This is a genomic window from Blautia massiliensis (ex Liu et al. 2021), assembly GCF_052064225.1.
GTDB lineage: Bacteria > Bacillota > Clostridia > Lachnospirales > Lachnospiraceae > Blautia_A > Blautia_A fusiformis.
In genome coordinates, this window is record NZ_JBQHWA010000027.1 from 1 (window position 1) to 15,980 (window position 15,980).

The 15,980-nt window shown below is 40.8% G+C and carries 14 protein-coding genes and 3 pseudogenes; 13 read left to right on the plus strand and 4 right to left on the minus strand.

The window, feature by feature from the left end; genetic code table 11:
* The first annotated feature begins 578 nt into the window (after positions 1-578).
* The 8 genes and pseudogenes from ACTNDQ_RS11315 (at position 579) to recD2 (ending at position 7,872) form a co-directional block, all read left to right on the plus strand.
* Positions 579-926 carry a hypothetical protein gene (locus ACTNDQ_RS11315; RefSeq protein WP_441064635.1) on the plus strand — a complete coding sequence of 116 codons (348 nt, stop codon included), beginning with the start codon at positions 579-581 and terminating at the stop codon, positions 924-926.
* Positions 927-943: 17 nt separating this feature from the next.
* Positions 944-1,054: pseudogene (locus ACTNDQ_RS11320) on the plus strand (8-oxo-dGTP diphosphatase MutT); the annotation flags it as partial.
* Between the two features lie 233 nt (positions 1,055-1,287).
* Complete coding sequence (locus ACTNDQ_RS11325) at positions 1,288-1,713, plus strand: GNAT family N-acetyltransferase (RefSeq protein WP_441064636.1); 426 nt, start codon at positions 1,288-1,290, stop codon at positions 1,711-1,713.
* 160 nt (positions 1,714-1,873) lie between these two features.
* The gene (locus ACTNDQ_RS11330) at positions 1,874-2,686 is read left to right on the plus strand and encodes a purine-nucleoside phosphorylase (protein WP_288787210.1); all 813 of its coding nucleotides are present in this window, start codon (positions 1,874-1,876) and stop codon (positions 2,684-2,686) included.
* A gap of 37 nt (positions 2,687-2,723) precedes the next feature.
* Positions 2,724-3,914, plus strand: coding sequence for a phosphopentomutase (locus ACTNDQ_RS11335; protein WP_015526454.1), 1,191 nt, complete (start codon positions 2,724-2,726; stop codon positions 3,912-3,914).
* Positions 3,915-4,010: 96 nt separating this feature from the next.
* Positions 4,011-4,168 (plus strand): annotated as a pseudogene (locus ACTNDQ_RS11340) (deoxyribose-phosphate aldolase); the annotation flags it as partial.
* A 258-nt stretch (positions 4,169-4,426) separates the two neighbouring features.
* Positions 4,427-5,119 (plus strand): MBL fold metallo-hydrolase, encoded by a 693-nt coding sequence (locus tag ACTNDQ_RS11345; protein ID WP_278795218.1) that lies wholly within the window; start codon positions 4,427-4,429, stop codon positions 5,117-5,119.
* A gap of 122 nt (positions 5,120-5,241) precedes the next feature.
* Complete coding sequence (gene recD2, locus ACTNDQ_RS11350) at positions 5,242-7,872, plus strand: SF1B family DNA helicase RecD2 (protein ID WP_441064637.1); 2,631 nt, start codon at positions 5,242-5,244, stop codon at positions 7,870-7,872.
* Between the two features lie 29 nt (positions 7,873-7,901).
* On the opposite strand, the pseudogene ACTNDQ_RS11355 reads toward recD2, so the two are convergent.
* Positions 7,902-7,985, minus strand: a pseudogene (locus tag ACTNDQ_RS11355) (AsnC family transcriptional regulator); the annotation flags it as partial.
* Positions 7,986-8,020: 35 nt separating this feature from the next.
* Here ACTNDQ_RS11355 and ACTNDQ_RS11360 point away from each other — a divergent pair.
* Positions 8,021-9,364, plus strand: a complete 1,344-nt coding sequence (locus tag ACTNDQ_RS11360; RefSeq protein ID WP_441064638.1) for an MATE family efflux transporter — start codon at positions 8,021-8,023, stop codon at positions 9,362-9,364.
* Positions 9,365-9,396: 32 nt separating this feature from the next.
* Positions 9,397-10,353 carry a 2-hydroxyacid dehydrogenase gene (locus ACTNDQ_RS11365; protein ID WP_441064639.1) on the plus strand — a complete coding sequence of 319 codons (957 nt, stop codon included), beginning with the start codon at positions 9,397-9,399 and terminating at the stop codon, positions 10,351-10,353.
* 70 nt (positions 10,354-10,423) lie between these two features.
* On the opposite strand, the gene ACTNDQ_RS11370 is transcribed toward ACTNDQ_RS11365, so the two are convergent.
* A complete protein-coding gene (locus ACTNDQ_RS11370; protein WP_092070997.1) occupies positions 10,424-11,620 on the minus strand; it encodes an MFS transporter in 1,197 nt (398 codons plus the stop codon).
* Positions 11,621-11,623: 3 nt separating this feature from the next.
* Positions 11,624-11,776: a hypothetical protein gene (locus ACTNDQ_RS11375; RefSeq protein ID WP_015526448.1), complete on the minus strand. Its 153-nt coding sequence runs from the start codon at positions 11,774-11,776 to the stop codon at positions 11,624-11,626.
* Positions 11,777-11,927: 151 nt separating this feature from the next.
* Here ACTNDQ_RS11375 and ACTNDQ_RS11380 point away from each other — a divergent pair, with 151 nt between their 5' ends.
* Positions 11,928-12,815, plus strand: a complete 888-nt coding sequence (locus tag ACTNDQ_RS11380) for a helix-turn-helix domain-containing protein (RefSeq protein WP_441064640.1) — start codon at positions 11,928-11,930, stop codon at positions 12,813-12,815.
* A 70-nt stretch (positions 12,816-12,885) separates the two neighbouring features.
* Here ACTNDQ_RS11380 and hcp read toward each other — a convergent pair whose 3' ends face one another.
* Positions 12,886-14,460, minus strand: coding sequence for a hydroxylamine reductase (gene hcp, locus ACTNDQ_RS11385; protein WP_278795208.1), 1,575 nt, complete (start codon positions 14,458-14,460; stop codon positions 12,886-12,888).
* A gap of 148 nt (positions 14,461-14,608) precedes the next feature.
* On the opposite strand from hcp, the gene ACTNDQ_RS11390 reads away from it, so the two are divergent.
* Both ACTNDQ_RS11390 and ACTNDQ_RS11395 read left to right on the plus strand, forming a co-directional pair.
* Positions 14,609-15,301: a Crp/Fnr family transcriptional regulator gene (locus ACTNDQ_RS11390; RefSeq protein WP_441064641.1), complete on the plus strand. Its 693-nt coding sequence runs from the start codon at positions 14,609-14,611 to the stop codon at positions 15,299-15,301.
* Between the two features lie 157 nt (positions 15,302-15,458).
* Positions 15,459-15,929: a GNAT family N-acetyltransferase gene (locus tag ACTNDQ_RS11395; protein WP_022427007.1), complete on the plus strand. Its 471-nt coding sequence runs from the start codon at positions 15,459-15,461 to the stop codon at positions 15,927-15,929.
* The last annotated feature ends 51 nt before the right edge of the window (positions 15,930-15,980 follow it).

Here is a 15,980-nt window from a genome sequence, read left to right on the forward strand (position 1 = left end):
ACCAAAGGATTGTATTTATGCCTTTTTTATTGGCTGAAATATTGGATTTTCAAGGTTCAGCACACCTTATTGGTGTGGGAAGTTTGAGTAATTTTATTATACATAAATTATGAATTAACAACAAGTAATAGACTTTGTAAAATTACCTATTTTATAAATCATTTCACGGGAATTTTTTACAATTAAATAATCCATTCCAAGGAAAAGCCAGCCCAGCTATTCATTGGAAAGACCATAGAAAAGCCAGGTTCAGATACATTGATTAACCTCAGTATGTCCGGAACTGTTTTTTTGTTGCTATCGTTACTTTCGGGTGTCTTTGCCACGCTTGCTTCCTGGAGATTTCAATGACAAACCCTCTCCCATAAGGTATAATAAAGCAGAGTATTTTGTTTTGCTCACCACGAAACGAGAGGGAGATCTACATTAATGGATGCGAATGTGATCAATGAATTGAAAAGCGGCTTAAATGCCGCTTATATAAATGGTTCTGTGGCAGCAAATCTGGCGTATAAGCCAGCATTTGTGTCAAATAATCCGGAAGATGGGAAGAAAGTTATTCATCTGTGGAGGATGAATTGCTGCGCTGTGATCAGTTTCAGATCAGTGTTGCATTTATCACGATGAGTGGTGTGACACCGCTCCTGCAGACGTTAAAAGGGCTTGAGGAAAAGGGCATTAAAGGACAGATTCTTACGACCAATTATCTGAATTTCAGCGAACCGAGAGCACTTGAGAAACTCAATGGATTGAAAAACATTACGTTGAAAATGTACGACGTGGAAGCTGCTGGAAATGGTTTCCATACGAAGAGATACATTTTCAAGAAGGAAGAGATTTATCGAATCATCATCGGAAGTTCCAAAATGCATCATGCAGTGCGGGAGGATTTATTAAGATATTTACAGTCAAATATTACGGCATAAATGGTTGGAGGTATGAATTAAAGGAAGCAGAAGCGGCAAAATGGCTTACAAGGGATCAGTTAGATAGTGTTGCCTGGTTACCGGCAGACGTCACTTTGATAGATAAAATTCGAAGGTACATGAAATAAGCTAAGATCGAGGAGAAGTTTCCTGGACAAAACGATAGAATATTATAATCAAAATGCGGATATGTTTGTCCAGGGGACTCGTTTGGTAGATTTTACGGTTGTACAGGAGCGGTTCACTAAAATGCTTCCGGTAGGTTCAAGGATATTAGATTTTGGTTGTGGTTCTGGTTGAGATTCACGATATAGCTGATTGGTTGTTACAGAGAAATCAAAGTTGGTGGAGAATATTTGTTATGATCAGAAAGATGCAGAACATAGATATTGATAGAGTTGCTGACATATGGTTAAAGACCAATTTAAAAGCACATTATTTTATTCCTGAGCAATATTGGACAAGTAATTATGAATTAGTGAAAGAAATGATGTCACAAGCGGAAGTCTATGTGTATGAAGATGATAAAATGATTCAGGGATTTGTAGGATTAAGTAACGAATACATGGAAGGTATTTTTGTTTCTGATGAAATGCAGTCATGTGGTATAGGTAAACTTTTATTAGACTATATCAAGAATAAAAAAGTCAGATTACGATTAAACGTATACCAGAAAAATACCAGAGCCCTTTCTTTTTACCAAAGAGAAGGGTTCGATATTCAATCTGAAGGATCAGATGATGCTACTGGTGAAAAAGAATACACAATGTTGTGGCAACAGAAATAGAAAGCGGATTTTTGGGGAGGATTTTATATGGAGTTTAACAATAAAGTAGTGATTGTGACGGGAGGCGCGCAGGGCATTGGAAAGACCATTGCAGAGGAATTGCCTTTATGAAAAAAGCATAAATATAATGACAACACCCAAAAGAAAGGAAGAAGTAATCATGTATAAAAAATTAATGACATGCCTGGAAAGCGTAAGAAAGAAAATTGATTTCAAACCAGAAGTTGCACTGATCCTTGGATCCGGACTTGGAGATTTTGCGGATGGAATTCAGATTGAACAGACCATCGACTATACAGATATAGAGGGATTTCCGGTTTCTACTGTAAAAGGACATAAGGGACGTTTTGTGTTTGGGTATGTGGAGAAAACACCGGTTGTAATCATGCAGGGACGTGTTCATTATTATGAAGGATACGCAATGTCAGATGTTGTTCTTCCAACGCGTCTTATGGGAATGCTCGGTGCGAAAAAAATCCTTCTCACCAATGCTGCGGGAGGAGCTAATCCTTCCTATAAACCGGGAGATTTCATGATGATCACAGATCACATTACAACGGGAGTTCCAAGCCCTCTGATAGGACCGAACATGGATGAGCTGGGAACCAGATTTCCGGATATGAGTGAGGTATACAGCCGCCGTCTTCAGGATGTGATCCGCAAATGTGCAAAAGAATGTGACATCAAACTTCAGGAAGGTGTTTATGTACAGTTTACAGGACCAAATTATGAGACTCCTGCAGAAGTAAGACTTGCACAGAGATGGGGTGGAGATGCAGTTGGAATGAGCACCGCATGCGAAGCTATGGCTGCCCGGCACATGGGAATGGAAATCTGTGGAATTTCCTGCATCACAAATATGGCAGCAGGAATTTCCCAAAAAGAGCTTAACCATAAAGAAGTGCAGGAAACAGCAGACCGCGTAGCGGAATCCTTCAAGGAATTAGTAACAAAAGTTGTTGTAAATATGTAAGATCCATAAGTAAGACATCAGAAAGGAGACAAAAATTATGAAGAAATATAAGAGAATATTTACTATTGTAATAGACTCCTTTGGGGCAGGAGAAATGCCGGACGCAGCCCAGTACGGGGATGAAGGAACAGATACTATGGGACATATTTCCCAGAATGTAGATGAATTTACGATTCCAAACCTTCAGAAGCTTGGAATTGCAAATCTTCATCCGTTGAAACAGGTTGCAGCAGTGGAGCGACCAATGGGTTATTATACATTTTTAAAAGAAGCCAGTACCGGAAAAGATACTATGACAGGACACTGGGAAATGATGGGGCTTCACATCACAAAACCGTTTAAGACTTTTACAGAGACCGGATTTCCAAAAGAGCTGATCGATGAGCTTGAGAAGAGAACGGGACATAAAGTAATTGGAAACAAGAGTTCCAGCGGAACAGAGATCCTGGATGAACTGGCTGAGGAAGAAATCGCTACCGGTCATATGATCGTTTACACATCTGCTGATTCTGTATTGCAGATCTGCGGAAACGAGGAGACTTTCGGACTGGATGAACTGTATCGCTGCTGTGAGATCGCCCGTGATATCACCATGAGGGATGAGTGGAAAGTCGGACGTGTTATTGCAAGACCTTACCTTGGCAAGAAAAAAGGTGAGTTCAAACGTACCAGCAACCGCCATGATTATGCACTGAAGCCTTACGGAAAAACTGCACTTAATGCATTGAAGGATGCAGGTTATGATGTGATCTCCGTTGGAAAGATTTTTGATATTTTTGACGGCGAGGGACTGACAGAGTCCAATAAGTCAAAAAGCTCTGTTCATGGAATGGAGCAGACAATTGACATTGCGAAAAGAGAGTTTGAGGGGCTTTGTTTTGTAAATCTTGTAGATTTCGATGCTCTTTGGGGACATCGACGCAATGTAAAGGGATATGCAGAGGAACTTGAAAGATTTGATGTAAAACTTGGTGAACTTCTTGATGAGCTTCGTGAGGATGACCTTCTGATCATTACAGCTGACCACGGAAATGATCCGACGCATACAGGAACTGATCACACAAGAGAAAAAGTACCATTTTTTGCTTATTCCCCATCTATGGAGGGATACGGAAAACTGGAAGATCAGAATACTTTTGCAGTAATCGGTGCAACGATCGCAGATAATTTTGAAGTTAAAATGCCGGAGGGAACAATTGGAAGTTCTCTTCTGGATGAGCTGAAGTAAAAGGAACGTAAAATGGATAAAAAAGATATATTAAAAAAGGTGGATCACACATTACTTGGACAGACTGCAACATGGGATGATATTCGAGGAATCCTGGATGATATCAAAACTTCTACCGGATTTTCTACAGCGGGAGCAACTTTTGCAGATGTAGAGCTGATGAAGAAAAATTTATCAGTCTTGGCGCAGAGCGTCTTGGAACAAGCCGTCTTATTAAGATCCTGAAAAATACGGACACTGGCGCAGGATATTAACACTGTGAAAGAGGACTGACAAAGACAGGATTATACATAAATTATGAACTAACAACAAGGAATAGAATTTGTAAAAGTATCATTTCACATTTTTCTACCAGCTGTGGATAAAGGATGGACGGAATCTAAAAAATACGATAAAATCTGTATTAGAAATGCTGTTGTCGTGAAATTTACAAACGCTCGAAAAAGGAAAAATAAACATGGCAAAGAAAGATTTGCTATCCAGTACCGGCGTTAATTTATACAGGTGATATTATGAAAATTACTTACATTAACCACAGTGGATTTTTGGTTGAGACCAGAGACTGCTATTATATTTTTGATTATTACAAGGGTGAATTACCGAATCTTGACAAGGAGAAAGAAGTGATCGTTTTTTGCAGTCACTTCCATAAGGATCATTTTAACCCACAAATTTTTGGGACCCTTGATGATATGGGAATGACTTATCAGGCAATCCTGGCGAATGATATACGAAAAAGGAATCATTTGTCGGATATGAAGATCACATATGTTTATCATGATCAGGCTTATAGTTTGGATAATGAAACCAAAGTTGATACATTGCTATCTAACGATAGCGGTGTCGCATTTATTGTCAAAACAAAGGAAGGTACCATTTATCATGCCGGTGATTTAAACGACTGGTATTGGGATGGTGGGTCGAAAGCTGATAACCAGAGACTTACTTCAGCATATCGCGCGGAGATCAGGAAAATCAAGGGTATGCATTTTGACGCTGCATTTGTTCCCTTGGATCCGAGACAGGGAGATCACTATGCTGACGGGATCCTGTATTTCCTTAAAAATGTAGATTGCAATGTCATTTTTCCAATGCATTACTGGAATGATGCCAATGTAATTAAGCGATTTATTACTGAATATCCGCAATATAAGTCACGCATTAGAAACACAGAATGTACAAAAGGAGAAGAAATTTCATCGTAGACCCAGATGGCTACTGGCTTGAGAGTCTGCCGTAAAGCGGATGTATGTTGGTGATCTTTTATGAATCAGAGCATTTTTTTCTGTGGTCATTTGTGATGAATTATGAGTAGAAGGAGACGGGCATGGAGCACTTACGTTGTGTAGTTGAAAGAATTACATATCAGAATGCCGACAATGGCTACACGGTTCTGAAATGTGCGGTGAAGAATTACAGTGATCTTGTCACAGTAGTTGGCACAATGCCGGATACCCATGTTGGTTCTGTGCTGTCTCTGGAAGGTATGTGGAAGATGGATGCCAAATATGGGCGGCAGTTTTTGGTGGAGAAATTTGAGGAGACACTTCCTGCTACAGTATATGGAATCGAAAAATATCTTGGTTCCGGTCTGGTGAAGGGCGTTGGTCCAAAGTTTGCAAAAAGAATTGTGGAAAAATTCGGGAAGGATACACTGGATGTTATTGAAGAGACACCAGATGAACTGCTCAAAGTATCAGGTATAGGAAAAGTACGTGTAGACCGGATCAAAACAAGCTGGCAGGAGCAGAAAGAGATCAAGAATATCATGCTTTTTCTGCAGAGTCATGAGGTCAGCACCTCTCATGCGACAAAGATTTTCAAGACGTATGGAAGTGAGAGCATTGCGATCGTAAAGGAGAACCCATACCGGCTTGCAGATGACATCTGGGGAATTGGATTTAAGACAGCGGATTCCATTGCACAGAAGATGGGGATTGACAAAGGCAAATTTGTCCGTCTGCGCAGTGGTATTTTTTATACATTGAATAAGCTGGCAGAAGCAGGTCATTGTTATACAACAAGAGAACAGCTGACTGGAAGGGCAAAGGAACTTCTGGAAGTGGAAGAACCGGAGCTGGAGATTACCTTGGATGAGATGATCCGCACGAATGATGTGATCAAAGATGAAGCAGAAGATCGGGAAGCAATCTATCTGCCCCCATATTATTTTTCAGAAAGTGGCTGTGCAAAGCGGCTGCTTCGGTTGATGTCCTGTGGAAAGAAGAAATCTGAGGATACGGAAGAAGTATTGGAGAAAGTAGCAGCTTCATCAGAAATTACTTATGACGAGATTCAGTGGCAGGCGGTAAAGACAGCGGTTTCCTCTAAGGTCATGGTGCTGACCGGTGGACCTGGAACCGGAAAGACTACAACAACTCTGGGAATTATTTCTGCATATAAGCAGGCTGGATGTCAGATCATTCTTGCTGCACCGACTGGAAGAGCAGCAAAGAGAATGTCAGAAGCAACTGGAATGGAAGCAAAAACGATTCACCGGTTATTGGAATATAAACCTCCGGAAGGCTATCAGAAAAATGAAGAACATCCGCTGGAAGGAGATGTGCTGATACTGGATGAATGTTCCATGATCGATATTATGCTGATGTATAATCTTTTAAAAGCATTGCCACAGCAGATGTCTCTGATTCTGGTAGGCGACATTGATCAGCTGCCAAGTGTCGGAGCGGGCAATGTTCTCAGAGATATCATTGATTCCGGATGTGTTCCGGTAGTTCGTCTGACACGGATTTTCCGTCAGGCACAGGGAAGTCGGATCATCATGAATGCACACCGGATCAATAGAGGGGAAGGCATTGATATGAGAGGTGGGAAAGATGCCGACTTTTTCTTTGCCACCAAAGAGAGTAATCAGGAAGTGGTGGATACTATCGTCCAATATTGTAAGACGAACCTGCCGAGATACTATCATGTAGATCCACTGCAGGATATTCAGGTGCTGACTCCGATGCAGAGAGGCGAATGTGGAGCAGTAAATCTGAACCAGGTGCTGCAGGAAGCCATGAATCCGTCAAAGATCTTTCTGCGGAGAGGCGGCACACAGTACCGGCTGAAGGATAAGGTGATGCAGATCCGGAATGATTACGATAAGGAAGTATTTAACGGAGATATTGGGACTATCACAAAAGTTGACGTGGAAGAACGGGAACTGACAGTTCTGTTTGATGAACGGGAAGTAGTCTATGATGTGACAGAGCTGGACGAACTGGCGCTTGCCTATGCAGTAACGATCCACAAATCCCAGGGAAGCGAATATCCAATCGTTGTCATGCCATTTACCATGAGTCATTTTGTCATGTTGCAGAGAAATCTCCTTTATACGGGTGTGACCAGGGCGAAAAAGATCCTGGTACTTGTTGGAGAGAAGAAAGCTGTGTATTATGCGATAAAAAATGAAACGACAACTGGCAGAAATACATGTCTGGCAAGACGTCTGCAGCCGAACAGCAAAGAAGCACAGGAAGTGAAGGCACAGCTTTTGAAAGAAGCAGTAGACGAGACCGCAAATAAGAACGGAAGCGACAGTAAGAAGATGATCGTCTATAAGGGCAGCATCCAGCCTTCTATGGTATGTGAGACACCGGCAGTTTATGAAGGAAATCTCTGGAAACGCCTGTCGCAGTCAAAGTTCAGAAGCAGTTTTTCCCTGAAGGCAAACGATCGGAGTTATGTATCAGAAAAGGGAATGGAGAAAGTACGTGAGCATGCCTGTGATTTTATCAGAAAGCGTCTTGCACCGGCAGAAATACCAAATGATGGAAAACAGACACCGATGAGAGGGCATCCGGTTTTTGTAGCCCAGCATGCCACAGCTACCTGTTGCAGGGGATGTCTGGAAAAATGGCATCGTATTCCGAAAGGACGGGAATTGACAGAAGCGGAGCAGGAATATGTTGTAAATGTGATCATGGAATGGATCGGTCGGGAAATTCATTGAGAGAATGTCTCGGCTTTGGGGTCTGATTTCTATAGCCGTAATCCTTTAATATCTTTAATACGTGATAAGATCGTATTGCAGCTGCAGCTGATAACGCCGGGCAGTGTAGCAATAAGTGAAATTATGAAATCTGTGGAGGAATATGATAATGTCAAAAGATGAATATTTGATCACAGATGCGCCTCTTAAAGCGCTGACGGTTTTTGTAATGCCAATGATTTTGGGCAGCTTTTTTCAGCAAATATACAATATGGCAGACTCTATCATCGTCGGTCAATTTGTTGGCTCCTCCGCACTTGCAGCTGTCGGGGCCTGTGCAGCGCTGACCAATGTTTTTATTTGTGTGGCACTGGGGGCAGGTGTCGGTGCCGGTGTGCTGGTGAGCCGCTATTTCGGTGCCAGGGAGTATGGAAAAATGAAGACCATCGTGTCAACATCCTTGTTTAGCTTTTTAATTCTAAGTATAGTCCTTGGGGTTTTTGGATTTTGCTTTTCCCACTGGATGATGAGTGTGTTACAAACCCCTGGCGATATACTGGATGATGCAGTGTTATATCTGAGGGTCTATTTCGTGGGATTTCCGTTTCTGTTTATGTATAACATTCTTTCCAATATGTTTACTTCCATAGGCGAATCAAAAATCCCGCTGGGGCTCCTGATATTTTCGTCAATCTTAAATATTTTTATGGATCTCTGGATGGTGGCCGGACTTGGTCTCGGTGTGTTTGGTGCAGCCCTTGCGACTCTTATTGCACAGGGAATTTCTGCGGTGTTTTCACTTTCGCTTTTCCTTAGCCGGATGCGTCGATATAAAAGTCGCTTTGACTGGTTTGACAGGCAGGAGTTACATTCCATGCTTCAAATTGCTGTACCTTCGGTTCTTCAGCAGTCTACAGTGTCCATCGGTATGATGATCGTACAGGCTGTTGTAAATCCCTTCGGTACACAGGCACTTGCGGGGTATGCGGCGACGATGCGGGTAGAGAATGTTTTTTCATTGATTTTTGTTTCTATTGGCAATGCGGTTTCCCCATATGTTTCCCAGAATCTTGGTGCAAAGAAAATTGAACGGATCAAAAAAGGATATCACGCTGCACTGGTGTTAGATCTATGTTTTGCAGTTCTTGCTTTTATAGTCATTGAAACATTGCATGCTCAGATTTCCTCGCTATTCCTTGGTAAAGATGGAACTGCCCTGGCCTATCAGGTATCCGAGGGATATATGAGATGGCTTAGTTACTTTTTCATCTTTATGGGAATCAAAATGGCAACCGATGGGGTTCTTCGTGGTCTTGGGATCATGCGCCCATTCCTCATTGCAAATATGGTGAACCTGGCGATCCGCCTGTCTGTTGCTTTGATCTGTGCACCGCGTTTTGGCATTGTATTTGTCTGGCTTGCTGTACCAGCCGGTTGGTTTGCAAACTTTTTAATATCCTATATGGCTCTCAGGAGATCATGGCCGACTGCTAAAGAGGTGCCATCCCGATAACTTATAGCAATTTACAAGGAGGGATTTATATTATGAACGATAAATGTGTGGTATTGAATGCAAAGAAAATGAATTTTGATGGGAAGCTGGATTTTTCCATTTTATCTTCTGATGTTACAGTATATGATGATACAACAGAACAGCAGCTGTCAGAGCGTATTCAGGGGGCAGATATCATTGTAACAAAGGAGATGCCTGTGAGTGCAGAAATGATACAGAAATTCCCGGAATCTGTTAAACTGATCTGCGAGGCAGGTACAGGATATAATAATATTGATCTTGAAGCGGCACGGAAGAAGGGAATCACAGTCTGCAATATCCCGGCATACAGCACGGAACGTGTGGCACATACTGCGATCATGATGATATTAAATCTGAGTTCTGCAATGCAGGTACAGATGAAGATGCTGGCATGCGGAAATCATGACAATTTTACCAGAAATCTTCAGGTTTCGCATGTTGAGGTAAATGGTAAAACACTTGGTGTTATAGGTGCAGGACATATTGGCAGGAAAGTTATCCAGATCGCACAGGCGTTGGATATGAACATACTTGTATATACCAGGACACCGAGAGAGGATGAGAAAGGTATCCGCTATGTATCGCTTGAGGAATTACTCAGGAATAGTGATTATGTTTCCATGCACTGTCCATTGACGGAAAGTACAAAACATATGATCAACAAAGAGACTTTATCACTTATGAAGCCCTCAGCGTTTATCATTAATACCTCAAGAGGTGCACTTATTGATGAGGCTGCTCTTATAGAAGCATTGGAAAATGGTACGATTGCAGGAGCCGGACTTGATGTTCAGGAAACCGAACCACCTGAAGAAACCAACCCTCTTTATACTATGGATCATGTCCTTTTGACGCCGCATATGGGATGGAAAGGACTTGAAACAAGACAGCGGCTGGTTTCTATTCTGGCGGATAATATAAAGAAGTTTATGGAAGAGAATCCGATCAATGTTGTATCAGGTCTATAGTATCTGGCAGCAAAGTGATGATACAGCTTCCGGGTTTGCAGAGTGAAAAAATATAATTACAATCAATAAGTCAGTGCTTTGATATCTTCTTCCGATACAGCAGGAATAACATAAACAATAGAATTACTGGAAAAATAAGTCCGAATCCCATGCCAATCTTAATATTATTTCCAGCATTCTGAGTGATACGACCAACAATTCCAGGTCCAATGCTGCCACCTAAATCTCCTGCCATGGCAAGAAGAGAGAACATAGCCGTTCCACCTGTTGGAAAAGTTTTTGAGGAAATACTGATGGTTCCAGGCCACATGATTCCAACTGAAAATCCACATGCAATACAACCGATCAGTCCGATGATCGGGTTGGATGACAAAGCAGTAAGCAGATAACAGACAACGCATAATATGCCTGAACCACTCATAAACTTCATTAAATCTAACTGCTCTCCATATTTACCAAAAATTATACGGCTGATTCCCATTGTTACTGCAAACATACATGGACCTGTTAGATCTCCCAGAGCTTTTGATAATCCCAGTGCTGATTCTGCATAAGCAGATGCCCATTGAGCCATTGCAAGTTCAGAAGCTCCGGAACAGATCATCAGACATATTGCAACCCAGAAAAATGGCTTGGAAAACAGATCCTTAATTCCCATTCCAGAACCATTGTCAACCAGAGATTCAATGGGACAGGTCATGAAGTTATAAGTATTAATTGCAGGAATGATTGCCCATATTACGGCGAGCCACTTCCAACTGTCTATTCCAAATATCAGGAAAAATAAGCTGGAAATCAAAATTGTCCCAACAGCTCCCCAACAGTAAAACGAATGGAGCAGACTCATAGTTGCTTCTTTGTTTTCAAACGGACAGGCCTCGATAATAGGACTGCAAAGTACTTCTATTAAACCGCTTCCGATGGCATAAACAATAACACTACATATAATTCCAATAAAAGGATCAGGTAAAAAATCAGGTAAAAATGCCAGTCCAAGCAGACCCAATGCAGCAAATATTTCTGATGCAACAATGCACACACGATATCCGATATGATCTACGAATTTGGCACAGAACAGATCAACCAGAAGCTGTGTGAAAAAGAAGAAAGTGGATATCAGAGCAATGTTACCGAGAGAAATATGGTAGTCACTGTGAAATTTCAAAAAAAGAAGCGGTGCGAAGTTTGCCGCAATAGCCTGTGTGATAAATCCCATATAACAGGCTATTTTTGTCTTATGGTAGTTAGTTTTTTTTACAGCATTCATTTTTTATTTTCCTCTCCGAATGTTTTTAACAGTTTTATGTTCAATCTTCACATTCATCAATACTTCCACAAAAAAGTCTGTTCTGGGTGGTGCGGTTATTTCAATTTTGTCGCCCTCAATGTTGATCTCACTTTCATTCATCCATTTAAAAATCATAAGAATACCTCTTTTCTTTTTTTACTTGATTATATAGCAAATATCAGATATATACATTGAATTAAATTGTAGAAATACTGTATAATATCGTAAAAAAGAAAGAACGTGATATGGGATGGATTATAATAAAATACTTACAGACGAGGAATTCATGGAAATTAAACAGCATGGAAGCAGTGATTATCCATTCCAGTATTATTATGATAATCTGGAATTGTTTGATTTTCATTGTATTGAGTGGCACTGGCACAGAGAATTTGAGTTTTTATATGTCGAGTCCGGACAAGTTACATGCGGAATAGGAGAAAAACAGATTATATTGTCAGAAGGAGAAGCAATTTTTATTAATTCTAAAATATTGCACCGCTTTTACGCATCATCAGGTGGTATTATTCCTAACTTTGTATGTATGCCGGAATTTATTGCGCCGGAGAACAGCCTGATCTATAAGAAATATATCTTGCCAATCATTTCATCGAATATATATTTCCAGCGTTTTCAGACTGATGAATTATGGCAAACAAAGATTATACAAACTATGATAAAAATAATGGAAATACAGAGGAATGAGAAAATAAGAGAACTTGCTACTTTGGCATTGCTGCAGGATTTATGGCTGACTTTTTATGAAAATGTAAAGTTATCTGATAAAGGAGATGTACAGACAGTGGATGAAGTTGCACAGAAAAGAGTGCAGTTGATCATGCAATATATACATGAAAACTATAATCGCAATTTGTCTCTGGATGAAATTGCTTCGCATATAGGAATCAGCAAAAGTACTGTACTTAATTTGTTCCACCGTTTTTTACATACTACACCGGTTAATTATCTGATAGGATATCGACTTCAGGCAGCTTCCTGGTTATTGAAAAATACGAATAAAAAAGTAAAAACGATCGCTTATGAAAGCGGATTTCATAACGTTGATTATTTTTGCAGATTGTTTAAAAAACGTTATCATTTAACTCCATCAGAATATCGCTGCATATGTTTAAAAGTGTTGTCGGCTGATCCGAGTCTTCAGACCTGTAAATAAAGCCGATGCAGGACTTTTGGAATCCTGTATCGGCTTTGTTGATTTTGTAAAGGTTTTGAAAAATTTACTTTTACTGGTTCATCAGTGCTTTGATATCCTCTTCCGGTGTGGTGATAGGTGCAATACCATAATTTTCAACCAGAAAGTTCAGAATATTAGGAGAAAGGAACGCCGGAAGAGAAGGACCAAGACGGATATTTTTGATACCCAGATGCAGGAGGGTTAACAGGATACAGACTGCTTTCTGTTCATACCAGGAGAGTACGAAGGAAAGCGGAAGCTCATTTACAGAACATCCAAATGCATCTGCAAGTGCCACAGCAACCTGGATCGCACCATAAGCATCATTACACTGACCCATATCCATCAGTCGTGGAAGACCACCGATCTCTCCCAGATCGAGATCATTGAAACGGAATTTTCCACATGCCAGGGTGAGAACGATACTGTCAGAAGGTGTCTGCTTTACAAATTCCGTATAATAGTTTCGACCTGGTTTGGCACCATCACAGCCGGCAACCAGGAAGAAATGGCGGATCGCACCTGATTTTACAGCCTCTACTACAGTACCTGCATGGGACAGGATGGCTGCATGACCAAAACCGGTTGTCACTTTTTTTCCGCCGTTGATACCGGAGAACATACGATCTTCTTTGTAACCGCCCAGCTCCAGTGCTTTTTCAATAAGCGGTGTGAAATCTTTCTTCTCGTCAATATGGACAGCTCCCGGGAAGGCAACCACTTCTGTTGTAAATACTCTGTCAGCGTAGCTGCTTTTTGGAGGCATCAGACAGTTGGTAGTGTAGAGGATCGGGGCCGGAAGATGGTCAAATTCTTTCTGCTGATTCTGCCATGCAGTTCCGAAATTGCCTTTCAGGTGAGCGTATTTCTTTAAGAATGGATAGGCATGGGCAGGGAGCATTTCACCATGTGTATAGATATTGATTCCTTTTCCCTCAGTCTGTTCAAGCAAAAGCTGCAGATCTTTCAGATCATGTCCGGTCACGACAATAAAAGGCCCTTTTTCTACCGTAAGTGTAACATCAGTTGGCTCTGGTGTTCCATAGGTTTCTGTATTTGCCTTATCAAGAAGTGCCATGCACTTCAGATTGATCTCTCCTGTTTTGAGTACTGTGGAAAGCAGTGCTTCTGTGCTTTCTTCATAACCGATCTTAGATAATGCCTCGCAGAAGAACTGATTCACTTCGGCATCTTCATAATTCAGAACATTTGCATGATAGGCATAAGCAGCCATTCCGCGGATACCAAAGAGAATAAGAGATTTCAAGGAGCGGATATCTTCGTTGGCATTCCACAGCTGCTGAAGATCATATTCCTTTGTTCTGCAGTCAGGAGCCAGTCTTTCTTTTTCAGCTCTGACTTTTTGTATCATATTTTCGATTGCTGCATTGTCAAAACTTACATTTGTAACTGTAGTAAACAGTCCTTCGATTATGGTCTGTCCGGTTCTTTTTGAAATAGTTTCCGTGCTGTCGGCAGCTTTAGCCAGACTGATCAATGCACCTGTCAGCTCATCCTGTAATTTCGCTGTATCTGCTTTTTTTCCACAGACACCGGCATTTCCGGTGCAGCCGGTACACCCGACAGTCTGTTCACACTGAAAACAAAACATTTTTTTATCCATTATTGTATTCTCCTTTTATTCTGTGATTTTCCGAAGGATCTTTCTTATTATTTTATCCTCGGCCAGTAGTATTTATCCTTGGTTTCTGTTAGGAGTATAGTATAATAATTACAACGTGTATGTTTGATTTCCAACAGGAGGATTAATTTTGAAAAAATATTTACCCATTCTAAGAACGAGCCCTTTCTTTAAAGGTCTTACTGATAATGAAATATTATCCATACTGCATTGTGTAAATGCAGCAACGATCTCCAGAAAACGGGATTCTTATATTTTCAGAGCCGGAGACTCTACCGAAGTAATGGGACTTGTGGTGGCAGGCTGTGTTCTTGTTATTCAGGAAGACCTGTGGGGACATCGAAATATTCTGTCAAAATGTCATGCAGGAGATTTTTTTGGTGAACCATATGCAGCAAGTCCGGGAGCTGTTCTGAATGTCAGTGTGGTAGCAGACGAAGATTGTGAGATTATTTTATTAAATGTTCAAAGGCTTCTGGTTTCCTGCCCAACAGTATGTGAGCATCATCATAAGCTGATCCGTAACCTGGTCGGTGTCCTGGCAAATAAGATCCTGATCCTCAACGATAAGATCACACATGTGGGCAAGCGAACGACAAGGGATAAGCTGTTGTCCTATCTGTCGTCGGTATCTATCAGACAGGCATCGTTATCCTTTGATATTCCTTTTGACCGGCAGCAGCTGGCAGATTATCTTTGCATTGACCGTGCGGCAATGTCTTCGGAGATATCAAAGCTGCAAAAAGAAGGACTTATAAAAACAAACAGAAACCATTTTGAGCTGACTGTCTGTAATGATACGGATTCAGGAATAAAAATGTGATATACATCACGGAAAACGATAAACTTTTTCATTATAATGCAAAAAGAAAGTGAGACTGCTTAAAGTGATTCTATTGTTATAAGCGTTCACACGATGGTATTATGGTGTATGTATAAAGAATCTATGAAATCAGTTATTGAAAAACAGGAGGAAAAAAATGTTCATCAGAAAAGCAGAAGAAAAAGATATTCCGAGGATTCTGGAATTGTTAGGACAGGTGCTGCAGATCCATGCAGATATAAGGCCTGATATTTTTATTCCGGGCACAACAAAATATACGACAGACGAATTGACAGAGCTTTTGAAAAATGAAGAAAAGCCAGTATATGTTGCAGCGGATGAGGCTGATGTTTGTGTGGGGTATGCATTTTGTCAATTAAAGGAGCAGCCTTTTTCAAACAATATGGTACCGTTTAAATCTCTTTTTATAGATGACCTGTGTGTCGATCAGGAGACACGAGGTCAGCATATTGGGGAAAGCCTGTTTGAATATGTAAAAAAAGAAGCAAAGCAGCTGGGATGCTATGAAGTGACATTGAATGTGTGGGCAGGAAATACTTCAGCAGAAAAATTTTATGAAAAAATGGGAATGCGGACAAAAGAAAGACAGATGGAATACATATTATAAGATGGTTAAATTGTTCAGAGAAAAAGCAGTCGGCTAAGACACAGACTGAGA